The organism is Variovorax sp. 54 (assembly GCF_002754375.1).
Classification (GTDB): Bacteria; Pseudomonadota; Gammaproteobacteria; order Burkholderiales; family Burkholderiaceae_C; genus Variovorax.
The window spans coordinates 4,392,356-4,412,772 of sequence record NZ_PEFF01000001.1 but is presented as its reverse complement, the minus strand read 5'-3'; the positions used below and the strand labels follow the sequence as shown (position 1 = coordinate 4,412,772).

The 20,417-nt window shown below is 67.4% G+C and carries 17 protein-coding genes; 6 read left to right on the top strand and 11 right to left on the bottom strand.

All coding sequences use genetic code 11. The annotated features are described in order from the left end of the window. Positions 1–160 precede the first annotated feature (160 nt). Positions 161–412, top strand: a complete 252-nt coding sequence (gene lptM / locus CLU95_RS20325; protein WP_099795268.1) for an LPS translocon maturation chaperone LptM — start codon at positions 161–163, stop codon at positions 410–412. Further along, positions 409–1,686, top strand: coding sequence for a diaminopimelate decarboxylase (gene lysA, locus CLU95_RS20320; RefSeq protein ID WP_099795267.1), 1,278 nt, complete (start codon positions 409–411; stop codon positions 1,684–1,686). The genes lptM and lysA overlap by 4 nt, the downstream gene beginning before the upstream one ends. Positions 1,687–1,693: 7 nt before the next feature. Here the strand turns inward: lysA and CLU95_RS20315 are convergent, their stop codons facing one another. The 5 genes from CLU95_RS20315 to CLU95_RS20295 all read right to left on the bottom strand — a co-directional run bounded on the left by CLU95_RS20315 (position 1,694) and on the right by CLU95_RS20295 (position 7,806). Beyond that, the gene (locus CLU95_RS20315; RefSeq protein WP_099795266.1) at positions 1,694–2,347 is read right to left on the bottom strand and encodes a sulfite oxidase heme-binding subunit YedZ; all 654 of its coding nucleotides are present in this window, start codon (positions 2,345–2,347) and stop codon (positions 1,694–1,696) included. A gap of 28 nt (positions 2,348–2,375) precedes the next feature. Beyond that, a complete protein-coding gene (gene msrP / locus CLU95_RS20310; RefSeq protein ID WP_099795265.1) occupies positions 2,376–3,392 on the bottom strand; it encodes a protein-methionine-sulfoxide reductase catalytic subunit MsrP in 1,017 nt (338 codons plus the stop codon). A 116-nt stretch (positions 3,393–3,508) separates the two neighbouring features. Continuing rightward, positions 3,509–4,828, bottom strand: coding sequence for a c-type cytochrome biogenesis protein CcsB (ccsB, locus tag CLU95_RS20305; RefSeq protein WP_099795264.1), 1,320 nt, complete (start codon positions 4,826–4,828; stop codon positions 3,509–3,511). After that, the gene (locus CLU95_RS20300) at positions 4,825–7,005 is read right to left on the bottom strand and encodes a cytochrome c biogenesis protein ResB (protein ID WP_099795263.1); all 2,181 of its coding nucleotides are present in this window, start codon (positions 7,003–7,005) and stop codon (positions 4,825–4,827) included. Before CLU95_RS20300 ends, ccsB begins: the two co-directional genes overlap by 4 nt. 120 nt (positions 7,006–7,125) lie before the next feature. Then, positions 7,126–7,806 carry a c-type cytochrome gene (locus tag CLU95_RS20295; RefSeq protein WP_099795262.1) on the bottom strand — a complete coding sequence of 227 codons (681 nt, stop codon included), beginning with the start codon at positions 7,804–7,806 and terminating at the stop codon, positions 7,126–7,128. A 70-nt stretch (positions 7,807–7,876) separates the two neighbouring features. Here CLU95_RS20295 and yihA point away from each other — a divergent pair, with 70 nt between their 5' ends. Further along, positions 7,877–8,632 (top strand): ribosome biogenesis GTP-binding protein YihA/YsxC, encoded by a 756-nt coding sequence (gene yihA / locus CLU95_RS20290; RefSeq protein ID WP_099795261.1) that lies wholly within the window; start codon positions 7,877–7,879, stop codon positions 8,630–8,632. Positions 8,633–8,722: 90 nt separating this feature from the next. Then, positions 8,723–9,637, top strand: a complete 915-nt coding sequence (locus tag CLU95_RS20285) for an alpha/beta fold hydrolase (RefSeq protein WP_099795260.1) — start codon at positions 8,723–8,725, stop codon at positions 9,635–9,637. Here the strand turns inward: CLU95_RS20285 and CLU95_RS20280 are convergent. Together CLU95_RS20280 and CLU95_RS20275 are read right to left on the bottom strand one after the other, a co-directional pair. Beyond that, on the bottom strand, positions 9,631–10,515 hold the full coding sequence (locus CLU95_RS20280) for an LpxL/LpxP family acyltransferase (RefSeq protein ID WP_099795259.1): 885 nt from the start codon (positions 10,513–10,515) through the stop codon (positions 9,631–9,633). The two genes, CLU95_RS20285 and CLU95_RS20280, sit on opposite strands and share 7 nt — an antisense overlap. After that, positions 10,512–11,411, bottom strand: coding sequence for a lysophospholipid acyltransferase family protein (locus tag CLU95_RS20275; RefSeq protein WP_099795258.1), 900 nt, complete (start codon positions 11,409–11,411; stop codon positions 10,512–10,514). Before CLU95_RS20275 ends, CLU95_RS20280 begins: the two co-directional genes overlap by 4 nt. A 233-nt stretch (positions 11,412–11,644) precedes the next feature. Here CLU95_RS20275 and metK point away from each other — a divergent pair, with 233 nt between their 5' ends. Further along, positions 11,645–12,829 (top strand): methionine adenosyltransferase, encoded by a 1,185-nt coding sequence (gene metK / locus CLU95_RS20270; protein WP_099795257.1) that lies wholly within the window; start codon positions 11,645–11,647, stop codon positions 12,827–12,829. A gap of 75 nt (positions 12,830–12,904) precedes the next feature. Here the strand turns inward: metK and CLU95_RS20265 are convergent, their stop codons facing one another. From CLU95_RS20265 to CLU95_RS20250, 4 genes are read right to left on the bottom strand one after another with little or no spacing between them, the layout of a single operon-like run. Beyond that, positions 12,905–15,031 carry a TonB-dependent receptor gene (locus CLU95_RS20265; RefSeq protein ID WP_099795256.1) on the bottom strand — a complete coding sequence of 709 codons (2,127 nt, stop codon included), beginning with the start codon at positions 15,029–15,031 and terminating at the stop codon, positions 12,905–12,907. Between the two features lie 37 nt (positions 15,032–15,068). Then, positions 15,069–15,281: a hypothetical protein gene (locus CLU95_RS20260; protein WP_099795255.1), complete on the bottom strand. Its 213-nt coding sequence runs from the start codon at positions 15,279–15,281 to the stop codon at positions 15,069–15,071. Continuing rightward, complete coding sequence (locus CLU95_RS20255) at positions 15,278–16,480, bottom strand: PepSY-associated TM helix domain-containing protein (protein WP_099795254.1); 1,203 nt, start codon at positions 16,478–16,480, stop codon at positions 15,278–15,280. Before CLU95_RS20255 ends, CLU95_RS20260 begins: the two co-directional genes overlap by 4 nt. A 29-nt stretch (positions 16,481–16,509) precedes the next feature. Beyond that, on the bottom strand, positions 16,510–18,606 hold the full coding sequence (locus CLU95_RS20250; protein WP_099795253.1) for a TonB-dependent siderophore receptor: 2,097 nt from the start codon (positions 18,604–18,606) through the stop codon (positions 16,510–16,512). 174 nt (positions 18,607–18,780) lie between these two features. On the opposite strand from CLU95_RS20250, the gene CLU95_RS20245 reads away from it, so the two are divergent. Then, entirely contained in the window at positions 18,781–20,373 is a 1,593-nt protein-coding gene (locus tag CLU95_RS20245; RefSeq protein WP_099795252.1) for a phospholipase D family protein, read from the top strand. The last annotated feature ends 44 nt before the right edge of the window (positions 20,374–20,417 follow it).

Sequence of the window (20,417 nt, the reverse complement as noted above, 5' to 3'; positions counted from 1 at the left end):
CGCAGGACACTCGCACTTACTCCGTTCGAGCTTGGGTCGCTCGGTGTTTTGCCGCCTTCGCTAGAGGCTGGGCACCCAGTCGAAATGTCGAAGACTCGCCGAAAACCATGCACGCATAGATCGAGGTCTGCCCTGCAGTGTCGAAAAGTACAATTTCAGCATGTTGAATGTTCGCCAAATTCTAGTGAGCGCTCGCGCCCGCACCGCGCTCATGGTCTGCCTTGCCGCCAGCGCGGCCGGCCTTGCGGCGTGCGGACAGCGCGGTGCGCTCTTCCTGCCGACCGATCCGGCGGCCGCCCAGCGCGCCACCTTGCCCCAATTGCTCACGCCCGGCGGCTCCTCCAAAGCCTCCGACGAAGCGGCCCCCAAGCCCGCCGCAGCGAGCAGCGCCCCCACCTCCCCCCAGAAATGACGACGAACACCCCCCTGCCCGGCCACCCCCACATCGCCCAACGCGACGGCGCCCTGCACGTCGAGGGCGTCGCGCTCGACGCGCTGGCGCGCACGCACGGCACGCCGCTGTTCGTCTATTCGAAGCAGTGGATGCTCGACGCCCTGGCCGCCTACCAGCGCGGCTTCGAGGGCCGCGAAGCGCTGATCTGCTACGCGATGAAGGCCAACTCGTCGCTCGGCGTGCTGCGCGTGTTCGCCGAGGCCGGCTGCGGTTTCGACATCGTCTCGGGCGGCGAGCTGTCGCGCGTGCTGGCGGTGGGCGCCGATCCCAAGAAGATCATCTTCTCGGGCGTCGGCAAGACGCGCGCCGAGATGCGCCAGGCCCTGGCGGCCGGCATCGCCTGCTTCAACGTCGAGAGCGAGGCCGAGCTCGACGTGCTCAACGAGGTGGCGCTGGCCGAGAACACGCGCGCACCGATCAGCATCCGCATCAATCCGAACGTCGACCCGAAGACGCATCCCTACATCTCCACGGGCCTCAAGGGCAACAAGTTCGGCATCGCGCACGACCGCGCGGTGCAGGCCTACCAGCACGCCGCCCGGCTGCCGGGTCTCGAGGTGGTCGGCATCGACTGCCACATCGGCTCGCAGATCACCGAAGCCTCGCCCTACCTGGACGCCTGCGACCGCGTGCTCGACCTGGTGGAAGCCATCGAGACGGCGGGCGTGCCGATCCATCACCTGGACTTCGGCGGCGGCCTGGGCATCGACTACAACGGCGAAGTGCCGCCCAAGGCCGATGCGCTGTGGCAGCAGCTGCTGGCCAAGCTCGACGCGCGCGGCTTCGGCCAGCGCAAGCTGGTGATCGAGCCCGGCCGCTCGCTGGTCGGCAATGCCGGCGTGTGCGTGACCGAGGTGCTCTACACGAAGCCCGGCGAAGACAAGAATTTCTGCATCGTCGACGCGGCCATGAACGACCTGCCGCGCCCCGCGATGTACCAGGCTTTCCAGAAGATCGTGCCGCTGCGCGAGCGCACCGGCGATGCGCCGACCTACGACGTGGTGGGCCCGGTCTGCGAAAGCGGCGACTGGATCGGCCGCGACCGCGCGCTCAACGTGGTGGCCGGCGACCTGCTGGCCGTGCTGTCGGCGGGTGCGTACTGCATGAGCATGGCCAGCAACTACAACACGCGCGGCCGTGCCGCCGAGGTTCTGGTGAGCGGCGCCACAGCGAAGCTGATCCGCCGCCGCGAGACGATGGAAGACCAGCTGCGCGCCGAGATCGACGGCTGATCCGGTCTCAGCCGGTGCGCAGCGGCTTCTCGCTGCTGCGCGCAGCCACGGCGGGCTTGGCCTGGCGCTTGCGCGCGAAATTCCAGACACGCCACGCCAGCAGCACCCCGATGATCGCGGCGTAGACGAACACTTCGGCGAAGTTGTTCTTGCCCGCGCGCATCCAGAAGAAGTGCAACAGCCCGAGCCCCGCGATCACGTAGACCAGCTTGTGCAGCAGCTGCCAGCGCTTCGCGCCCAGGGCCTTGATCGCGCGGTTGAATGAGGTGGCGGCCAGCGGCGTCAGCAGCACGAAGGCCGAGAACCCCACGAGGATGAACGGCCGCTTCGCGATGTCCTTGGCGATCTCGCCCCACTCGAAGCCTTGGTCGAACCCGCTGTAGCACAGCAGGTGCAGCACGACGTAGAAGTACGCGAACAGGCCCAGCATGCGGCGAAAGCGCGCGAGCGCGTTCCATTTGCTCATGACACGCAACGGCGTCACCGCCAGCACGATGCAGATGAAACGCAGCGTCCAGTCGCCGGTCGCGCGGATCAGGTACTCCTGAGGATTGGGTCCCAATTGTTCGACGACCACGCCATAGGCCAGCCACGCGAACGGCAGCAGGCACAGCAGGAAGATGACCGGCTTGGTCGCCGGATGCATGAGCAGCTTGTTCATGGGACGAAGACCGGGCCGCTCCGCGCGCTCAGTAGTTCTTCTTCAGGTCCATGCCCGCATACAGCTGGCCGACCTGGGCTTCGTAGCCGTTGAACATCAGCGTCTTGTTGCGCTTGGCGAACAGCCCGCCGCCGTCGCCGATGCGGCGCTCGGTCGCCTGGCTCCAACGCGGGTGGTCGACATTCGGGTTCACGTTCGAATAGAAGCCGTACTCCTGCGCCGCCGCCTTGTTCCAGGCGGTGCTCGGCTCCTTCTCGACAAAGCGGATCTTGACGATCGACTTGGCCGACTTGAAGCCGTACTTCCACGGCACCACGAGCCGCACCGGCGCGCCGTTCTGGTTGGGCAGCACCTCGCCGTACATGCCGAAGGCCAGCAAGGTGAGTGGGTGCATCGCCTCGTCCATGCGCAGGCCTTCGGTGTAGGGCCAGTCGAGCACGCGCGAGCCGACGAAGGGCATGGTCTTCGGGTCGGCCAGGGTCACGAACTCGATGAACTTGGCATTGCCCTGCGGCTCGACCTTCTTGATGAGCTCGGCCAGCGAGTAGCCGACCCACGGGATCACCATCGACCAGCCCTCGACACAGCGCAGGCGGTAGATGCGCTCTTCCTGCGCGCTGAGCTTGAGCAGGTCTTCGATGCCGTACTTGCCCGGCTTCTTGACCAGCCCCTCGACCTCCACGGTCCACGGCCGCGTCTTGAGGGTGCCGGCGTTCTTCACCGGATCGCCCTTGTCGACGCCGAACTCGTAGTAGTTGTTGTAGCTGCTCGCGTCCTTGTAGTCGGTGAGCTTTTCCATGGTCTGCGCGCCCGGCACGGCCGACTTGGCGCCCGGCAGCAAGGCCAGCTTGTGCGGGCCGGTCGCCTGGGCAAAGGCCTCCCGCCCGGCGAAGGTGGCGAGCGCCGCGCCCGCGGCGCCGCCGGCCATCAGCTTGAGCAGGTCGCGCCGGCCCTCGTAGGCCGCGCGCGGCGTGATCTCACTCGACAGCGGGTGGACAAAACCGGCGCCGCTGCTGCGGCGGTGCGGACGGGAAGAAAGCGACATGACAGGCCTTTCGCGTGAATCGGGATGCTCAGGGTAGTTCGTGACATGCCCCGGTTCGGTTACGCGCCATGGCGGCGCGTGGTTTCAATTCTTCGCGAAAGGCGCAAAGCCTGCGCTTACAGCGTGCCGTAACTGTGCAGGCCGCTCAGGAACATATTCACGCCGAGGAAGGCGAAGGTGGTCACGGCCAGGCCGGCCAGCGCCCACCAGGCCGCCACGGTGCCGCGCAGGCCCTTCACGAGGCGCATGTGCAGCCAGGCCGCGTAGTTGAGCCAGACGATCAGCGCCCAGGTTTCCTTCGGGTCCCAGCTCCAGTAGCCGCCCCAGGCATCGGCGGCCCACAGGGCGCCGAGCACGGTGGCGATGGTGAAGAAGGCGAAACCGACGGTGATCGACTTGTACATGACGTCGTCGAGCACCTCGTTGGCCGGCAGGCGCGCCGCGATGCGCTTGCGGCCCAGCAGAATGCCCGCCGCGATCAGCGCCGAGATGCCCGCGTAGACCACCCAGTAGCTGCCGCCGGCTTCCTGCACGCGCTGGCGGAACGCCACCGGCACGAAGCACAGCGCCGCGCCCAGCAGCCAGATCGGCGTGAGCTTGTACCAGCGGGTTTCGTCGGCCTGCTCCTTGATGAGGTAGGCGAAGGCCACCATGGCCGCGAGCGCGAAGGTGCCGTAGCCAATGAAGTTGGCGGGCACATGCAGCTTCATCCACCAGCTCTGCAGCGCAGGCACCAGCGGCTGGATTTCATGCGCCTCGCGCACGATCGTGTACCAGAGCAGAAAGCCGACCGCCGCGCTGACCACCAGCATCACGAAGGCGCCCAGTGCGCGCGTGTTGTAGCGCTCTTCGAAGTAGAGGTAGAACGCGGCCGTCAGCCAGCAGAACAGCACGAACACTTCGTACAGGTTGCTCACCGGGATGTGGCCGATGTCCGGGCCGAGCTGGTGGCTTTCGTACCAGCGCACCATGGTGCCGATCAGCGCCATGGTCACGGCCGCCCAGGCCAGGCGGGAGCCGATCAGGTCGAAGGTGTCGGCCTGCTGCTTGCCGGCGACAAAACCGATCCAGTAGAACAGCGTGCTCATGAAGAACAGCACGCTCATCCAGAGGATGGCCGACTGGCTCGACAGGAAGTACTTGAGCCAGAACACCGAATCGGCGCGCGCCAGGTCGCCCTGGTAGGAGCTGATGGCCAGCAGCGAGGCCGCGGCCACCACCAGCGCCAGCACCCGCAGCGGACGCCAGAACCAGCAGATGCCGATGACCGAGACCAGGGCCGCCACGAGGATCGGCTTTTCGTAGCTGTCCATCGAAGCGGCGTGGCGCATGAAGGCAAACGCGCCGCCGGCCAGCACCAGCGCCGCGAACACCCAGTCGAACAGGTTGCGGCGGGAGAGCCAGCTTTCGTGGAGCGTGAGGGTCGTGGTGTTCATGGTGACGCCGGTTCTTCTTTCTTCAGGGCGAGCAGCTTGTGCTTCAGATGCTCGAATTCGCGATCGCTGTCCAGGGTCTTGCGATTGACCGAGAACGCCATCGTGGCGACGGTTTCGTGCCCGTCGTTGTCTCCAGAGGCGCCGCCGCCGGGTGTCAGCCACACCCACAAACGGCGCTCGCGCACGTACAGCATGGCAAAAATACCGATGATCAGCAACAGACACCCCAGATAGACGATGTTCTTGCCAGGGGCGCGCGCCACCTGGAACACGCTGGCCTGCACCTGGGTGAAGTCGGTCATCATCATCGCAACCGGCGCCGGGTAGAAGTGCGCGTCGCTCAGGGCCAGCACAGCCTGCGTCAGGTAGCCCTGGGTTTTCTCGTCGTTCGGCAGCGCGGCCAGCCCGGCGCCTTCGCGGCTCAGGTTGAGCACCTCGAACAGCACGTCGTTGAGGATGCGCACCAGCACCGTGCCGGCGCGCTCGCGCTCGGCCTCGGGCACGTTGGCTTCCATGAACTCGGCAATCGCCTGCCAGCCGCCCTGCGACGCGGCATCGGGCTTGGCGCGCTCGGCACCCGAGAACAGCGCCAGCGCGCGGGCAGCCGACACGCGCAGCTGCTCGGCCATTTCAGGGCGCTTGGGGTCGGTCGCCTTGGCGATGTAGCGCTCGATGGCGCGCTCGCGCGTGGCGGGGTCGCCCAGCGCGGTACGCATGCGCACGAAGCCGTCCATCGAGCCCTGCTCGTCGGAGGGCACGCGCAGGTAGCGGAACGGGTCTTCGGGCTTCTCGCGCATGCCCAGCAGGAACACCGGCTGGCCGTCGCCGGCATCGACCGGCACCATGTAGTTCTGGTACTCCCGCGCCTGGCCCGACGCGTCGCGCAGCTTGTAGCCGATGCTCGGGCCGATGTTGCGCAGCACCTTGGGTTTGTTGGTCTTGTTGGCGGCGCCCAGGCGCGACTCGATGCCGTGACGCAGATCGACCTTGCGCACGTCGGCGCCGCTGCCCATCGCGCCGCCGTCGGCAAAATTCTCGACGTTGATCACGCGCAGCGCGGCGTACTCGAGCGTGAGCTTGTCCTTGCCGTTGGTGATCTCGGTGCTCGGGCCGCCGATGATGCCCTCGACCTCGAAGGGCTTGGCCGCGGCCGCCATCGGCACCGCCTTGAGCTTCACCGTGGAACCGCCGTCGTCGAAGCTCGACTGGTAGATCTCCACGCCCTTGTAGCTCGCCGGATGGTTCACCTCGATGCGGGCGGGCACCTGCTCGCCGCTCTCGCGGTCGTGCAGCACCACCTCGCTGGCGAACAGCTTGGGCATGCCGGTCGAGTAGTAGTCGACGATGAACTTCTTCAGCTCGATGGTGAACGGCAGTTCCTGCAGCAGCACGCCGTCGGCTTGGTTCAGGATGGCCACGTTGCCCCGCCCGCCCTCGGGCACGAGGATGTTGCCGCGGAAGGTCGGGTTGCTGGTCGACAGCCGGTGCTCGGGCGCCACGTCGGCGATCATGCCGCCGCCCGTGAACACGCTCTTGCCGTTGAACCAGGTCTGGGCGCGCACGACGAGGTCGCCGTCGAGCAGGCCGCCGATGCACACCAGCACGATGGCGCTGTGGGCCGCGATGTAGCCCAGCTTGTGGGCACCGCCGGCGCGCGCGGCCACCATCCAGCCGGCTCCGGCCTTGCCGTCGGCGCTGGCGTTCCTCTGCTGCAGCTTGACCTTCCAGCCGCCGCTCACGAGCAGTTGGCCGATGCGGTTGGCTGCCATGTCGGGCGTTTCCGCCAGGCGGTTTTCGGCGCGCTGGCCGAAGGCCTTGAGGCTCTGCGCGCGGATGTCTTCCTTGAAGGTGCGCAGGTCGATCAGGATGCGCGGCGTGTTGCGCGCGACGCACAGCGACGTGCTGATCACCAGGAACAGCAGGATCAGCATGAACCACCAGGCGCTGTAGACCGAGTCGAGCCGGGCCGCGCGGAACAACTCGGCCCAGAAGGGCCCGAACTGGTTGATGTAGTTGTTGATCGGCTCATGCTGCTTGAGCACGGTGCCGATGATCGAGGCGATGCAGATGACCGTCAGCAGCGCGATCGCGAAGCGCATCGACGACAGCAGTTCCACCGCGGCGCGAAGCAGCTGCGGGCCGCGATGCACGCGAAGGCCATGGGTGGAAACGGTCATCGGAAGGGAACCAGGAAAGGGGAAAAAACAAAAGGGCGGGCCATCCTGCTGGATCGGCCCGCCCTTTGTTTGGGATTTTTATCGGCGGTTAGTTCACGCTGGACAGCGCGACAGCGGAAATCAGCGCAGGCCGGCGATGTAGTCGGCGACGGCCTTGATTTCGCGGTCGTTAAGCTTGGCGGCCACACCGTTCATCGGCGAGCTGTTCAGGCGGACGTTGTCGCGGAAGGCCACGAGCTGGGTCACGGTGTAGTCGGCGTGCTGGCCGCCCAGGCGCGGGTACTGGGCCGGGAGGCCGGCACCGTTCGGGCTGTGGCAGCCGGCGCAGGCGGGGATCTGGCGATCGCCGATGCCGCCGCGGTAGATTTTTTCGCCGAGGGCGACCGTGTCCTTCTCTTTCGAGAAGCCCGGCTTGATCTTCTTGGAGCCGACGAACCAGGCGATGTTGCGCATGTCTTCTTCAGACAGCGCCGACGCCAGCGGCTTCATGATCGCGCTCTTGCGCTTGCCGGACTTGAAGTCTTCGAGCTGCTTGAGGATGTATTCGGGGTGTTGTTGCGCCAGCTTGGGGTTGGCTGCGATGGCCGAGTTGCCGTCCGCGTTGTGGCACGAAGCACAGCTTTGGCTGTTGGCCGGCGTCGCATTGAACAGCGTGTCGCCCTTGGCGGGATCGGGCTTGGCTGGCTTGGCCGGCTTGATGGCCGCCGCTGCGGGGGCAGCGGCATGCTCATCGGCTGCAAAACTCGCGCTGGCTGTGACGCCCATGAGGGCTGCAAGCAGAATATTGGCAAACAACTTCATATCGGGGGCTTAGATTTATGGCGCAAAACCCCGCGATTCTACAATGGCGCCCCGTTCCGAAAGCCCATTGATGACCTCCCCGCGCGCCAAGTCCGCCGCTTATCCTCCCCGCGCGGCCCCTGCCGTGGACCCGCAGGTCGCTGAACGCGAGCGCGTGGCCCTGGGTTGGCTGCACACCGCCCACTTCCTGACCAGCGCTCCGCAGCTGGAACACCTGCCCCCGGTCGACCTGCCCGAGATCGCTTTTGTCGGCCGTTCCAACGCCGGCAAATCGACCGCCATCAACACCCTGACGCAGCAGACACGCCTGGCTTTTGCCTCGAAGACGCCGGGCCGCACGCAGCACATCAACCTGTTCGGCATCGGCAAGCAGAAGGTCGACGACGCCGTGCTGGCCGACCTGCCCGGCTACGGCTACGCGGCCGTGCCGAAGGAAGCCAAGCTGCGCTGGCAGCGCGTGATGGGCAACTACCTCATGACGCGCGAAAGCCTGCGCGGGGTTGTCCTGATGTGCGATCCGCGCCACGGTCTGACCGAGCTCGACGAGATCCTGCTCGACGTGATCCGCCCGCGTGTGCAGCAAGGCCTCAAGTTCCTGATCCTGCTGACCAAATCCGACAAGCTCACGCGCAGCGAAGCCGCCAAGGTGCTGTCGATTACGCGACTGAACGCCGGCGGCGGCGAGGTCAAACTGTTCTCGGCCCTGAAGAAGCAAGGGGTCGGCGAGGCGGCCGAGCTGCTGTGGCGCTGGGTGCATCCCGACGACGCTGCCGCGGCACCGGCGACACCGGTGGCCTCCGAGCCGCCACCGGCCGAAGACGCCTGATGCGCTAGCGGAACCGGCTGCATCGAGCGCCTCGCCTGCGAAGTTCACTATCAAAACAATAGCGACAGTCAACCCAAGGAGACACGAAGCATGACCGAGACCTTCCAACGCAGCCTGCCCAACGGCACCACCCTGAGCTGCCGCGCCGCCGGCAAGCCGGGCCAGCCGCTGATGGTGTTCCTGCACGGCTTTCCCGAGGCCGCGTTCATCTGGGACGAGCTGCTCGCCTACTTCTCGGACCCGGCCCACGGCGGCTACCGCTGCGTGGCGCCCAACCTGCGCGGTTTCGAGAAGTCCAGCGCGCCCACGGAAGTCGCCGACTACAAGGCCCACCTGCTGATCCAGGACATCCAGCAGCTCGTGGCCACCGAGAGCGCCGACGGCACCATGGCCGCGCTGGTCGCCCACGACTGGGGCGGCGCCTTCGCCTGGGGCTACGCCAACGCCTTCCCGCAGCAGGTCGGCAAGCTGGTCATCATCAATTCGCCGCACCCGGGCACGTTCACGCGCGAGCTGCGCAACAACCCGGCGCAGCAGCAGGCCAGCGCCTACATGCATTTCCTGGCGCGCCCCGACGCCGAAGCCCTGCTCGCGGCCGACGACTTCAAGCGCATGTGGCCCTTCTTCCTCTTGATGAAGGCCGGCCCCGATGGTTTCGGCTGGCTCACCGAAGAAGTGAAGCAGCAGTACCGCGAAGTCTGGAGCGCGGGCCTCACCGGCGCCTGCAACCTGTACCGCGTGACGCCGATGAAGCCGCCGCTGCCGGGCCAGACCGTCGACAGCATTCCGGTGCTGCCGCGCGAACGCCTCACGGTGACCATGCCGACCTTCGTGTTCTGGGCGCTCGATGACGCGGCGCTGCTGCCGGGCCTGCTCGAAGGGCTGGAAGACTACGTGCCGAAGCTCGAGGTCAAGAAGGTGCCGAACGCCACCCACTGGATCGTGCACGAACAGCCGCAGCTGGTCGCGCGCGAGATCGAAGGCTTCCTGGCCCGCAATCAGTAGATCGGGGGCTCGCCTTCAGGGCGCGTTTTGAAGCGCCGGTGCACCCAGTAGTACTGGGACGGCATCGTGTCGATGTAGCCCTGCAGGCGCTCGTTCATGAGCGCCGTGTCGGCCTCGACGTCGTCGGTCGGGAAGTTCTGCCACGCCGACAGCACCTGGATCTCGTAGCCGCTGGGCGTGAGCTTCGCCACCACCGGCACCACCTTGGCCTTGCCCAGCCGCGCGAAGCGCGACAGCGAGGGCACGGTGGCCGCCTGCACGCCGTAGAAGGGCACGAAGATGGTCTGGTCGCGCCCGAAGTCCATGTCGGGCAGCAGGTACAGCAAACCGCCCTTGCGCAGCCCCGAGAGGATGGGCTTGATGCCGTCCACCCGGTTCAGTGCCGCCACGTCGCCGAAACGCGTGCGGCCTTCGCGAATCCAGGCGTCGACCATCGGATCGCGCTGCGTCGTGTAGATCGTGGCCGACGGGCGCGCCGTGTGCATGGTGAGCGCGGTGGCCGCGGCATCGAGCCCGTAGAAGTGCGGTGCGAACAGGATCATCGGCGCGTCGCCCTCGGCGATCTCGCGGATTTCGGAGGCAGAGCCAACGATCTTCAGCCGGCTCTTCACCACCTGTTCGGGCGCATGCCAGAGCCAGCTGCGGTCCAGCCACGACTGCGCGACGAAGACGAAGGTCTCGCGTGCGATGGCGCGGCGCTCGGCCTCCGATTTTTCGGGGAAGCACAGGGCCAGGTTCCGGTCGACCACGCGCCGCCGCGGCACGGCGATGGTGTGCAGCACGCGGCCGAGAACCTTGCTGAAGCCGCGCACGAGCGGCAGGGGCAGCGGGGCCAGCACCCGCATGAAACCGATGCCGAGTCGGGAGCTGAGGCTCATGGCGCAGCCCCTCCGGCGGTGCCAGCCACCACGGCGGGTTCGCCGCGCGGCTCCTTGTAGCGCGCGTAGTCCCAGACGTACTGGCCGGGCAGGCTGTGGATCAGGCGGCCGATGCCGTCATTCATCGCAGCGGCGGCGTCCTCGATGGACGCGTCGGGGTCGGTGAGCGCGGTGCCGACGATCGGCTCGAAGCGGATCACGTAGCCCGCGCCGCGCGGCAGGCGCTCGCACACGCTGAGGAAGCAGGCGGCACCGGTCTGTTGGGCCAAACGGGGAAGCAGGGTCATGGTGTACGCGGGGCGGCCGAGGAAAGGCGCCCACACGCCCTGCCCCAGCGGCGGCACCTGGTCGGGCAGGATGCCGGTGTAGCCGCCGCTGCGCAGCGTGCGGATCAGGCCGCGCACGCCGGTGTTGTTGGTCGGCAGGGTCTGCAGGCCGGGCCGGTCGCGCGAGCCCGCGGCGATCAGGTCGGCCATCCACTTTTTGCGCGCCGGACGGAACAGCGCGGTGATCGGGCCGAAGTCGGCGAGAAAGCGCTCGCCGATGGCCTGGCCGCACATTTCCCAGCTGCCCAGGTGCGGCGCCACGAGGATCACGCCCTTCTTGGCGCGCATCGCGGCCTCGAAAGCTTCGACGCCTTCCCAGCGCACCACGCGGGGCAGCACGCTCTCACCCTGCGGGCGCAGCCACAGCCAGGGCAACTCGGAGGCCATGTGGCCGGCGGCGGCGATGGCGGGACGGTACTGCGCGGGCGAGAAACCGGCGCTCTCGGCGTTGGCCTTGAAGCGGCGGCGGTAGTCCGGCGCGCACCACCAGACCAGCCATCCCAGCAAGGCGCCGAGCCGATGCATCAACGGCATCGGCACGCGGGCAAGCAGGCGGAACAGGGTGATCATTGAACGGGGAGGGGGAGAGAGTCAGGAAGCGTCAAAAGGCGGACGCGCGCGCATGGTATTGCGCGGCTCGAATAGAATGCAAATTGTCGCCGAGTTACGGAACAACTTGCAGGGCGACACCCACAAGCGCGAATGCGCTTGTGTCCCGTCGATTCATCGACATCTGCTAAAGCGTTCGCCAGGGCTCCGCAGAGTTGGCAACGCGCCAATTGCAACTTCAAGGAGTGACTACAGTGGCGAACGACTTTCTCTTTACCTCCGAATCGGTCTCCGAAGGCCATCCCGACAAGGTCGCGGACCAGATCTCGGACGCGATCCTCGACGCGATCTTCGAACAAGACCCCCGCAGCCGCGTGGCAGCCGAAACGCTGACCAACACCGGCCTCGTGGTGCTCGCCGGCGAGATCACGACCAACGCGCACGTCGACTACATCCAGGTCGCGCGCGACACCATCAAGCGCATCGGCTACGACAACACCGAGTACGGCATCGACTACAAGGGTTGCGCCGTGATGGTCTGCTACGACAAGCAGTCCAACGACATCGCGCAGGGCGTGGACCACGCCTCCGACGACCACCTGAACACCGGCGCCGGCGACCAGGGCCTGATGTTCGGCTACGCCTGCGACGAAACGCCCGAGCTGATGCCCGCGCCCATCTACTACGCGCACCGCCTCGTGGAGCGCCAGGCCCAGCTGCGCAAGGACGGCCGCCTGCCCTTCCTGCGCCCTGATGCCAAGAGCCAGGTGACGATGCGCTACGTGGACGGCAAGCCCCACAGCATCGACACCGTCGTGCTGTCGACGCAGCACCATCCCGACCAGAGCGAGACGCAAACCAAGATGAAGGCTTCGTTCAACGAAGCCATCATCGAAGAGATCATCAAGCCGGTGCTGCCGAAGGAATGGCTGAAGGACACGCGCTTTCTGATCAACCCGACCGGCCGTTTCGTCATCGGCGGCCCGCAGGGCGACTGCGGCCTCACCGGCCGCAAGATCATCGTCGACACCTACGGCGGCGCCTGCCCGCACGGCGGTGGCGCGTTCTCGGGCAAGGACCCGTCGAAGGTCGACCGCTCGGCCGCCTACGCCGCACGCTACGTGGCCAAGAACATCGTGGCCGCCGGCATCGCGCGCCAATGCCAGATCCAGGTGGCCTACGCGATCGGCGTGGCCGAGCCGATGAACATCACGGTCTACACCGAAGGCACGGGCCTCATCCCCGACGACAAGATCGCCGCACTCGTGCGCGAGCACTTCGACCTGCGTCCGAAGGGCATCATCCAGATGCTCGACCTGCTGCGCCCGATCTACCAGAAGACCGCCGCCTACGGCCACTTCGGCCGTGAAGAGCCCGAGTTCACCTGGGAAGCCACGACGCAAGCTGCTGCACTGCGCGCTGCGGCCGGCCTCAAGTAAGCACACCGCGAACGCCTGACGCCAAAAGGCCCGCCGTCCCCTCGGGGCGGCGGGCCTTTTCTTTTCAGGGCGCGTTCAGAAGCGGTACGCGCCGCTCAGGCCCAGTGTCCAGTTGCGGCCCGGCGCGGGCTCGTAGAAGCGCGCATTGCCTTCGTTGACGATGACCGAGCCCACATAACGCCGGTCGAACAGGTTGTCGACGCGCGCGAAGGCGTTGAAGTCCCAGCGCTCCCACTTCTTCAGGTAGCCGGCGTACAGCGCCGCCACGGCGTAGCCGTGCGCGCTCGCGGTGTTCAGGTCGTTGGCCTGGATGCGGCTCAGCGCGCGCATCTCGACACCCGCGCGCCAGCCCTCGGGCGGCACCCAGCCCAGCGAAGCAAAGAGCGATTGCCGCGCGATGCCCGGGATGCGGTTGCCCGCGTTCACGGCGTTGCCACCCGCGCAAGGTGACGGCGAGCAGAACGCATCGCGGTACGTTGCGTCCAGCCACGTGTAGGCGACCTGCGTGCGCCAGTGGTCGGCCGTTTCGTGCTGCCAGCCCAGCTCGAAGCCGTTGCGCCGCGTGCGCCCCGCGTTCTGGAAGGTGGCGCGGCCGCCGCTGTTGGTGGCGGTGACGATCTCGTCGCGCGTGCGGGTGTGGAACAGCGCCGCCGTCAGCAGGCCGCCCGCCAGCCGCGCCTTCGCGCCCACCTCGAGGCTGTCGTTCACCGAAGGCCGCAGCCCGAAGTTGAGCCCGCTCGCGCCGCCCGGGCGGTACGACAGCTCGTTGAGCGTCGGCGTCTCGAAGCCACGGCCCACCGAGCTGTACAAAGCAAGATCGGGCGTGGCCTGGTAGCGCAGCGAGGCCACGGGCAAGGTCTTGCTGTAGCTCGCGCTGCCGCTGTCGTCGCGGTTGGCGCCGCCGATGTAGAGGTCGTGCGAATCGAAGTGCACGCGGCTGCGGCGCACGCCGGCCTCGAGCGTCCAGCGCTCCGTGAAGCGCCAAGCCGCCTGCGCATACGGATCGAGGTTCCAGACCTCGTTGCGCTCGTTGCGGCGCAGCCGCCCTTGCACGCCCAGCACGGGCATCGCCGCGGAGCCCTGGTAGTTCTCGTAGCCGCGGCGGCGCTCGCGCAGGCTGTCGTAGCCCAGGCCCGCGACGAGGTCGAAGGGCCGGTCGGCCAACTGCAGTGCGGCGGTCCAGCGCAGGTCGACGCCGCCGTACTGGCGCGTGAGGTCGATCACGCCGCCCGCATGCAGCGGGCTCTGCTGCGCCGACGGCGGAATCGACTGGAACTGCACCGTCTTGCGCTCGCCGCCATAGACCATGAACTGCAGCGCCTGCTCGGCATTGAGGCGCCGTTCGTAGCGCAAGCCGACCTGCGTCTGCTCGACCGTCTTGCGTGTGTCGTACTGCAGCGCGAGCGGCGCCTTGCGCGGTGCCTGCGCAACCTGCTCGGCCGTCAGGCCCAGCGGGTCTTGCGCTTCGATGCGCACGCTGTTGAACACGAGTGTGAGCTTGTCGCCGTTGTCGAGCGCAACGCCCAGCTTGCCGTTCGCGATGTTGCGCCGCGCGGCGCTCTGCTCGCGCCAGCCGTCGGTGCGGAAGTGGCTCGCGCCGAGCAGGTAATCGACCGCGCCCTGCGAACCGCTGAGCTGCACCGACTGGCGCCAGCTGCCGAAGCTGCCGCCGGCCAGCGAATAGGACAAGCGCGGCGCGCCCTCCCCCGAGGCCGTGAACGCCTGCACCACGCCGCCCGACGAATTGCCGTACAGCGCCGAGAAGGGCCCGCGCAGTACTTCCACGCGGTCGACCGAGCCGATGTCGATGTTCGAAGTCTGCCCCTGCCCGTCGGGCAAGGTGGCCGGAATGCCGTCGACGTACAGGCGCACGCCGCGCACGCCAAAGGTCGAGCGCGCGCCGAAGCCGCGCACCGACAGTTGCAGGTCCTGTGCGTAGTTCATGCGGTTCTGCACCTGCAGGCCGGGCACGGCGCCCAGGCTTTCGGACAGGTTGACCTGCATCCGGCTGTCGCGCATCTCGTCGCCGTCGACGCGATCGACCGAGCCGGGCACGAGGAAAGGAGACAGCGTGCCGCGCGGCGTGGAGACGGTGACATCGCGCAGCGTGCCGGCCGGCGACGCTGCGGGTTGCTGGCCGTGCACGGCCAGCGGAGCGCCCAGGATCAGCAGGCGAAGCGGGTAAGAGAGTGCGGCATTCATCGGCACCGATTCTGCGTCGGTGCCCTGCCCCTCTGGCCTAGCGCGAACCCGTGCGCGGCGACCGGCGCCAGCCGTACCAGGCGCACACGAGCACCGGAATGCCCAGCCCCACCCAGGCCACCATGTCGCCGATGCCGCCGTCGCTGAACAGCGCGGTGATCAGGCCGATGGTGGTCAGCACGCCCAGCACGATCGGCCAGCCCCACATGCGCCAGAAGGATTGGTGCGGTGCCTTGTGGTGCGCCGTCATGCCTGCACCTTCATGGCCGGTGCCGGGTCGGGCTGCGGGCCCGAGGCCGAGGGTGGTGCGCGCTCCGTGGCGGGCACCGCGGTCGTGGCAGTCCGGGCCGGCACGGTGTTGCCCCGCTTGAGCCACAGGTACAGCCCGCTGCCCAGCACGATGATGGTCGCGATGTCGAGCAGCGCCCACAGGATCTGCATCGGCATGCCGCCGTAGTCACCGAAGTGCAGCGGCTGCGACACCAAGAGGCCCGTGAGGTACCACGGCATCTTCGGCGCCGCTGTGACCTGTGCCGTCTTGGCATCGACCAGCACCGGCTGCAGCAGCTTCGAGGTGAAGGGCTCGTTGCCGCGCAGGAAGAAGGTCGTGTGGTGCGGGCTCGAGAACGAGGTGCCCGGGAACGCGATGAACGACAGCTTCATGCCGGGCGCCTTCTGCATCGCGCCTTCCATCGAGCGCTGCAGCGAGCCGCGCTCGGCCACCGGCACCACCGGCTCGTTCTTGTAGGGCGCGAGCAGCGTGCTCAGCTGGTCGTACTGCCAGTACTTGATGATCAGGTCGGCCCAGGTGTTGATCATGCCGGTGGAGCCCACCACGAACAGCCACACCAGCGTGACGATGCCCAGCAGGTTGTGCAGGTCGAGCCACTTCAGGCGCGGGCGCTTCTCGCGCCGCACCGTGCCGAAGTCGAGCTTGCGCATGAACGGCGAATACAGCACCACGCCCGAGACGATGGCCACCAGCAGCAGCAGGCCCATGAAGCCCAGGAACAGCTTGCCCGGCAGCCCGGCGAACAGGTCGACGTGCAGCTTGAACATGACGTACATGAAGCCCTGGCTGAACTCCGGCTGTGCCAGCACGACGCCGGTGCGCGCATCGACCGCCACCGACTTGAAGTCTTCGGTGGGTTCGGGCGTGGGCGTGAGCGTGACGAACCACAGGCCGTCGTCGTCCTCGGGCTGCGAGACGAACTGCACCACGCGGTCGGGGTGCTTGGCGCGGCCGATCTCGACCACCTTGTCCAGGCTGATGCGCGGCGTGTTGGCCGGCATCTTCGGCGCCTCGACCTCGGTGCCCAGCAGGTGACCGATCTCGTGGTGGAAGATCAGCGGCAGGCCGGTGATGCACAGCAGCAGCATGAACACCGTGCAGACGAGGCTGCTCCACTTGTGGACCCAGGCCCAGGTCTTGATCTTTCGGCTGTCCATGTCGTCGTGTGTCGTTGGGTGGGAAAAGGCTAGAAGCGGTAGGTGGCGCTCGCCACGATGTTGCGTCGCGCACCGTACCAGCAGTCACCGCGCGAGAGGCAGGTGCTGAAGTACACCTTGTCCGTCACGTTGTTGATGTTGAGCGCATAGCGCCACTGGGCCGTATCGTAAGCAAACACCAGGTCGGCCAATGCCACGCCCGGGATGCGCGGTCCGGTGCCGAACTGGGTGTCGCGGAACGAACTCATCACGCGCACGCCGGCGCCGGCCGAGAAGCCGTTCATGCCGGCCACCGAGAACTTGTACTTCGCCCAGAAGCTGGCCTGGTGCTTGGGCAGGCCTTCGATCTGCGCGTCGGCGTCGGTGTAGTTGTAGTGGGCGATCAGGTCGAGGTTGGAACCCACCGAGCCCTTGGCCTCCAGCTCCACGCCCCGGGTCTTGGTGAGGCCGCGCTGCGAGAACACGTTCGGCCGTTCTTCGACGATCTGGTTCTTCTCGCGCAGGTCGTACACCGCGGCGCTGAAGGCCAGGGCGCGATCCTTGGGCTCGTACTTGACGCCCGCTTCCCACTGCTCACCGCGCAGCGGCGAGAAGATGCGGCCTTCGCGCGGCGACTGCGGCGTGAACGACTCGCTGTAGCTCAGGTACGGCGACCAGCCCGAAGGATGGGCGTACATCACGCCCAGGCGCTTGGTGGTGGCGCTGCTCTTTTCCTCGTCGCTGCCGGCGGCGCTGGACACGGCGCGGTCATGGCGCAGGCCGGCCACGAAGATCCAGTGGTCGAGCTTGATCTGGTCCTGCAGGTACAGGCCGGTCTGGCGCTGGCGGGTGCGCGGACGTGCCACGCGCTCGGGCTCGTCGAGGTGGCCGTACACCGGCGCGTAGATGTCGATGGTGTCGGCCGTGGTGCCGCCCCACACGTTCTCGCGCTGGCGCGCGAAGTCTGTACCGATCAACAACGTGTGCTTGAGCGCGCCGGTCTGGAAGTGGCCTTCGACGTGGTTGTCCAGCGTCTGCGTGCGGTTGCGCGTCAGCTGGCTGTCGTAGTAGCGGGGGAACACGCGCTTGAAGATCGGGTCGGTCGACCAGCTGTCGAAGCCGCTGAACGCACCGCCGTAGTGGTAGCGGTTGTCGTTTTCGTTCTTCGCGTAGCGGAAGTTCTGGCGCACGGTCCAGCTGTCGTTGAACTTGTGCTCGAACTGCCAGCCGAAGGTCTGGCGCTCGCTGTTGTAGTAGTCGCTGGGCTCGCCGATGAAGCGGCTGGCCGGCACGCGGCCGTTCGCGTTCGGCAGCAAGGTGCCTTCCCACGGCAGGAACTGCGAGCTGCTGCCGCTCTTGTCTTTTTGCCACAGGCCTTGCAGCGTCAGCGAGGTCGCGGCGTTGGGGCGCCAGGTGAGCGACGGCGCGATCACGCTGCGGTCGTCGGGCACGTGGTCGACCTGCGAATCCGACTTGCGCTGCAGCGCGATCAGCCGGTACGACAGCGAGCCGTCGGCGTTCAGCGGGCCGGTCAAGTCGGCCTGCACCTGCTTGCGGCCGAAGCTGCCGAACTGCACGCCCACCTCGCGCTGGGCCTCCTGCAGCGGTCGCTTGCTGACCATGTTGACCACGCCCGCCGCGGTGCCCGCGCCGAACAGCATGCCCGAGGGGCCGCGCAACACTTCGAGGCGCTCGAGCGTGTAGGGCTCGGTGCGCGTGGTGCTCGTGTAGTAGCCGTAGGCCTGGCGCAGGCCGTCGAGGTAGATGTCGGGCAAGGCGCCGCGCACACGGATCGAATCGGTCCGCGAATCCAGGCCGTACGCATCGGAGCGCACGCCCGCCGCGTAGTTGAGGGCGTCCTGCAGGCTGTTGGCGCCCTGGTCGACTATCTGGTCGCGCGTGATCACGGTGACGGACTGCGGGGTTTCCGACAGCGGCGTGTCGGTCTTGGTGGCGGTGACGGCGTTCTTCGCGCGGTAGCCGATCACGGGCGAGGTGGCGGTTTCAGCTTCGGCGTTCGCATCGACCCGCACTTCAGGGAGCGACCCCGTGCCGCTCGTCTGCGCCAACACCTGATGCTGCGCGTAGATCGCCAGACAGCCCACCAGCACCGAAGCGGCCCTGCGCCGCGCGAAGATTCTTTCCATGTTTTTATCGTCTACTGAATACTATTGATAACTATTCGTATTCTATTGTCAAGAGAGTCTCGCTCCCCGGGTTTTCCAGCACACGGGGGCGAAGCGTTGCAAAACCGCCGCGGTTGCCCGCACCCGCCGAGCTACGATCCCGCCCGCATGCCGTTGCGTGCGCTGACAGGCCCCATGCTCAAGCTCCTCGCCTCGTTGTTTCCCGCGCTGCGCGGCCCGGCGCTGGTGCTGGCCGTGCTGGTGCTCACCGGCTGCGCCGGACTGCCGCCGCGCCTGCCCGATGGGCCGCCCTCGGTGGCCATTCCCGCCTCGCCCGCCACCCCGCTAGGCCGCGCCGCCGCCAGCCTGGATTCGCCGCCCGACGGGCTCTCGAGCATGCGACCGCTGATCGAGGCCTCGTTCGCGCTCGACGCGCGGCTGGAGCTCATCCGGCGCGCCCAGTCGTCGCTCGACGTGCAGACCTACCAGCTCGGCAACGACAAGACCGGCCGCCTGCTGCTGCGCGAACTGCGCGACGCCGCCCGGCGCGGCGTGCGCGTGCGCCTGCTGCTCGACGATTTCTATACGGCGGGCATGGACCGCCTGCTGCTCGGGCTGGCCGCCGAGCCGAACGCGCAGGTGCGGCTGTTCAACCCCTTCGTGAACGCGCGCGACCACTCGTCGATGCGCTGGCTGGAGTTCTTCGGCGATTTCCGGCGGCTCAACCACCGCATGCACAACAAGCTGTTCATCGCCGACGGCGCCCTGGCCATCGCCGGCGGGCGCAACCTCGCGGACGAGTACTTCCTGCGCAGCGAGAGCGCCAACTTCATCGACTTCGAGCTGCTGCTGGCCGGCCCGGTGGTGGCGCAGTCGGCCGGGATCTTCGACACCTACTGGAACAGCGACGTCGTCTACCCGCTGCAGCGCATGGCCGGCACGACGCTCACGCCCGACGAACTCAAGGCTGCCTTCGATACGGCGACCTCGCCCGCCTTCGCACCGCTGCCCGACCCGCTGGCCGCCACCGACCTGCTGGGCGACCTGCCCCTGGGCGCGCAGCTCGCGAACATGGGCGAGACGCGCTGGATCCGCGCCGAAGCCGCCGCCACCGCCGACAGCCCCAACAAGGCCCTGGGCAAGATGGTCCAGCCGCAGGAATCGCTGGCGCAGCGCTTTCACGAGATGCTGGGCGCTGCGAAGTCGAACGTGGTGGTGATCTCGCCCTACTTCATTCCCGGCGACGAGGGCATGGAGCGCATCCGCATGGGTCGCGAGCACGGCCTGAGCATCACCGTGGTCACCAACTCGCTGGCCGACAGCGACGAGCCGCTGGTGAACATCAACTACAACCGCTACCGCGTCGACATGCTCAAGCTGGGCGTGAACCTGTACGAGGTCAGCACGCAGCAGCTCAAGCGCAGCGGCCAGTTCCGCAGCCTGCTCAAGAAGGCGCGCGGACGCCTGCATGCCAAGCTGGCGCTGGTCGATCGCCAGTGGGTGCTGCTCGGCTCGATGAACCTCGACCCGCGCTCGGCCCTGCTGAACACCGAGTTCGGCGTGCGCGTGCGCAGCTTCGAGCTCACGCAGGCGCTGCTCTTCGCCTACCAGCTGGACGACATGGAAGGCGTGTACCGCGTCGTGCTCAAGCCCGACGGCCAGAACGTGCAGTGGATCGGCACCGGCGACGTACACAACGAGGTGCTCGACAGCGAGCCCGACTCCAGCATGCTCACGCGCCTGCAGCTGCTGCTGTTCTCGTGGTTCGTGCCGACCGACCAGCTGTGAGCCGGCGGTCGCTCGTCTCATTCTTGCCACAGATGCGAACAACT

Excerpts from the sequence above, each read along its gene's own strand:
- CLU95_RS20250 (WP_099795253.1), bottom strand. The coding sequence starts at position 18,606 with ATGGAAAGAATCTTCGCGCGGCGCAGGGCCGCTTCGGTGCTGGTGGGC.
- msrP (WP_099795265.1), bottom strand. The coding sequence starts at position 3,392 with ATGTCGCTTTCTTCCCGTCCGCACCGCCGCAGCAGCGGCGCCGGTTTT.
- CLU95_RS20260 (WP_099795255.1), bottom strand. The coding sequence starts at position 15,281 with ATGACGGCGCACCACAAGGCACCGCACCAATCCTTCTGGCGCATGTGG.
- CLU95_RS20280 (WP_099795259.1), bottom strand. The coding sequence starts at position 10,515 with ATGAGCCTCAGCTCCCGACTCGGCATCGGTTTCATGCGGGTGCTGGCC.
- CLU95_RS20275 (WP_099795258.1), bottom strand. The coding sequence starts at position 11,411 with ATGATCACCCTGTTCCGCCTGCTTGCCCGCGTGCCGATGCCGTTGATG.
- ccsB (WP_099795264.1), bottom strand. The coding sequence starts at position 4,828 with ATGAACACCACGACCCTCACGCTCCACGAAAGCTGGCTCTCCCGCCGC.
- lysA (WP_099795267.1), top strand. The coding sequence starts at position 409 with ATGACGACGAACACCCCCCTGCCCGGCCACCCCCACATCGCCCAACGC.
- CLU95_RS20255 (WP_099795254.1), bottom strand. The coding sequence starts at position 16,480 with ATGGACAGCCGAAAGATCAAGACCTGGGCCTGGGTCCACAAGTGGAGC.
- CLU95_RS20300 (WP_099795263.1), bottom strand. The coding sequence starts at position 7,005 with ATGACCGTTTCCACCCATGGCCTTCGCGTGCATCGCGGCCCGCAGCTG.
- lptM (WP_099795268.1), top strand. The coding sequence starts at position 161 with ATGTTGAATGTTCGCCAAATTCTAGTGAGCGCTCGCGCCCGCACCGCG.
- CLU95_RS20265 (WP_099795256.1), bottom strand. The coding sequence starts at position 15,031 with ATGAATGCCGCACTCTCTTACCCGCTTCGCCTGCTGATCCTGGGCGCT.
- CLU95_RS20245 (WP_099795252.1), top strand. The coding sequence starts at position 18,781 with ATGCTCAAGCTCCTCGCCTCGTTGTTTCCCGCGCTGCGCGGCCCGGCG.
- yihA (WP_099795261.1), top strand. The coding sequence starts at position 7,877 with ATGACCTCCCCGCGCGCCAAGTCCGCCGCTTATCCTCCCCGCGCGGCC.
- CLU95_RS20295 (WP_099795262.1), bottom strand. The coding sequence starts at position 7,806 with ATGAAGTTGTTTGCCAATATTCTGCTTGCAGCCCTCATGGGCGTCACA.
- CLU95_RS20315 (WP_099795266.1), bottom strand. The coding sequence starts at position 2,347 with ATGAACAAGCTGCTCATGCATCCGGCGACCAAGCCGGTCATCTTCCTG.
- CLU95_RS20285 (WP_099795260.1), top strand. The coding sequence starts at position 8,723 with ATGACCGAGACCTTCCAACGCAGCCTGCCCAACGGCACCACCCTGAGC.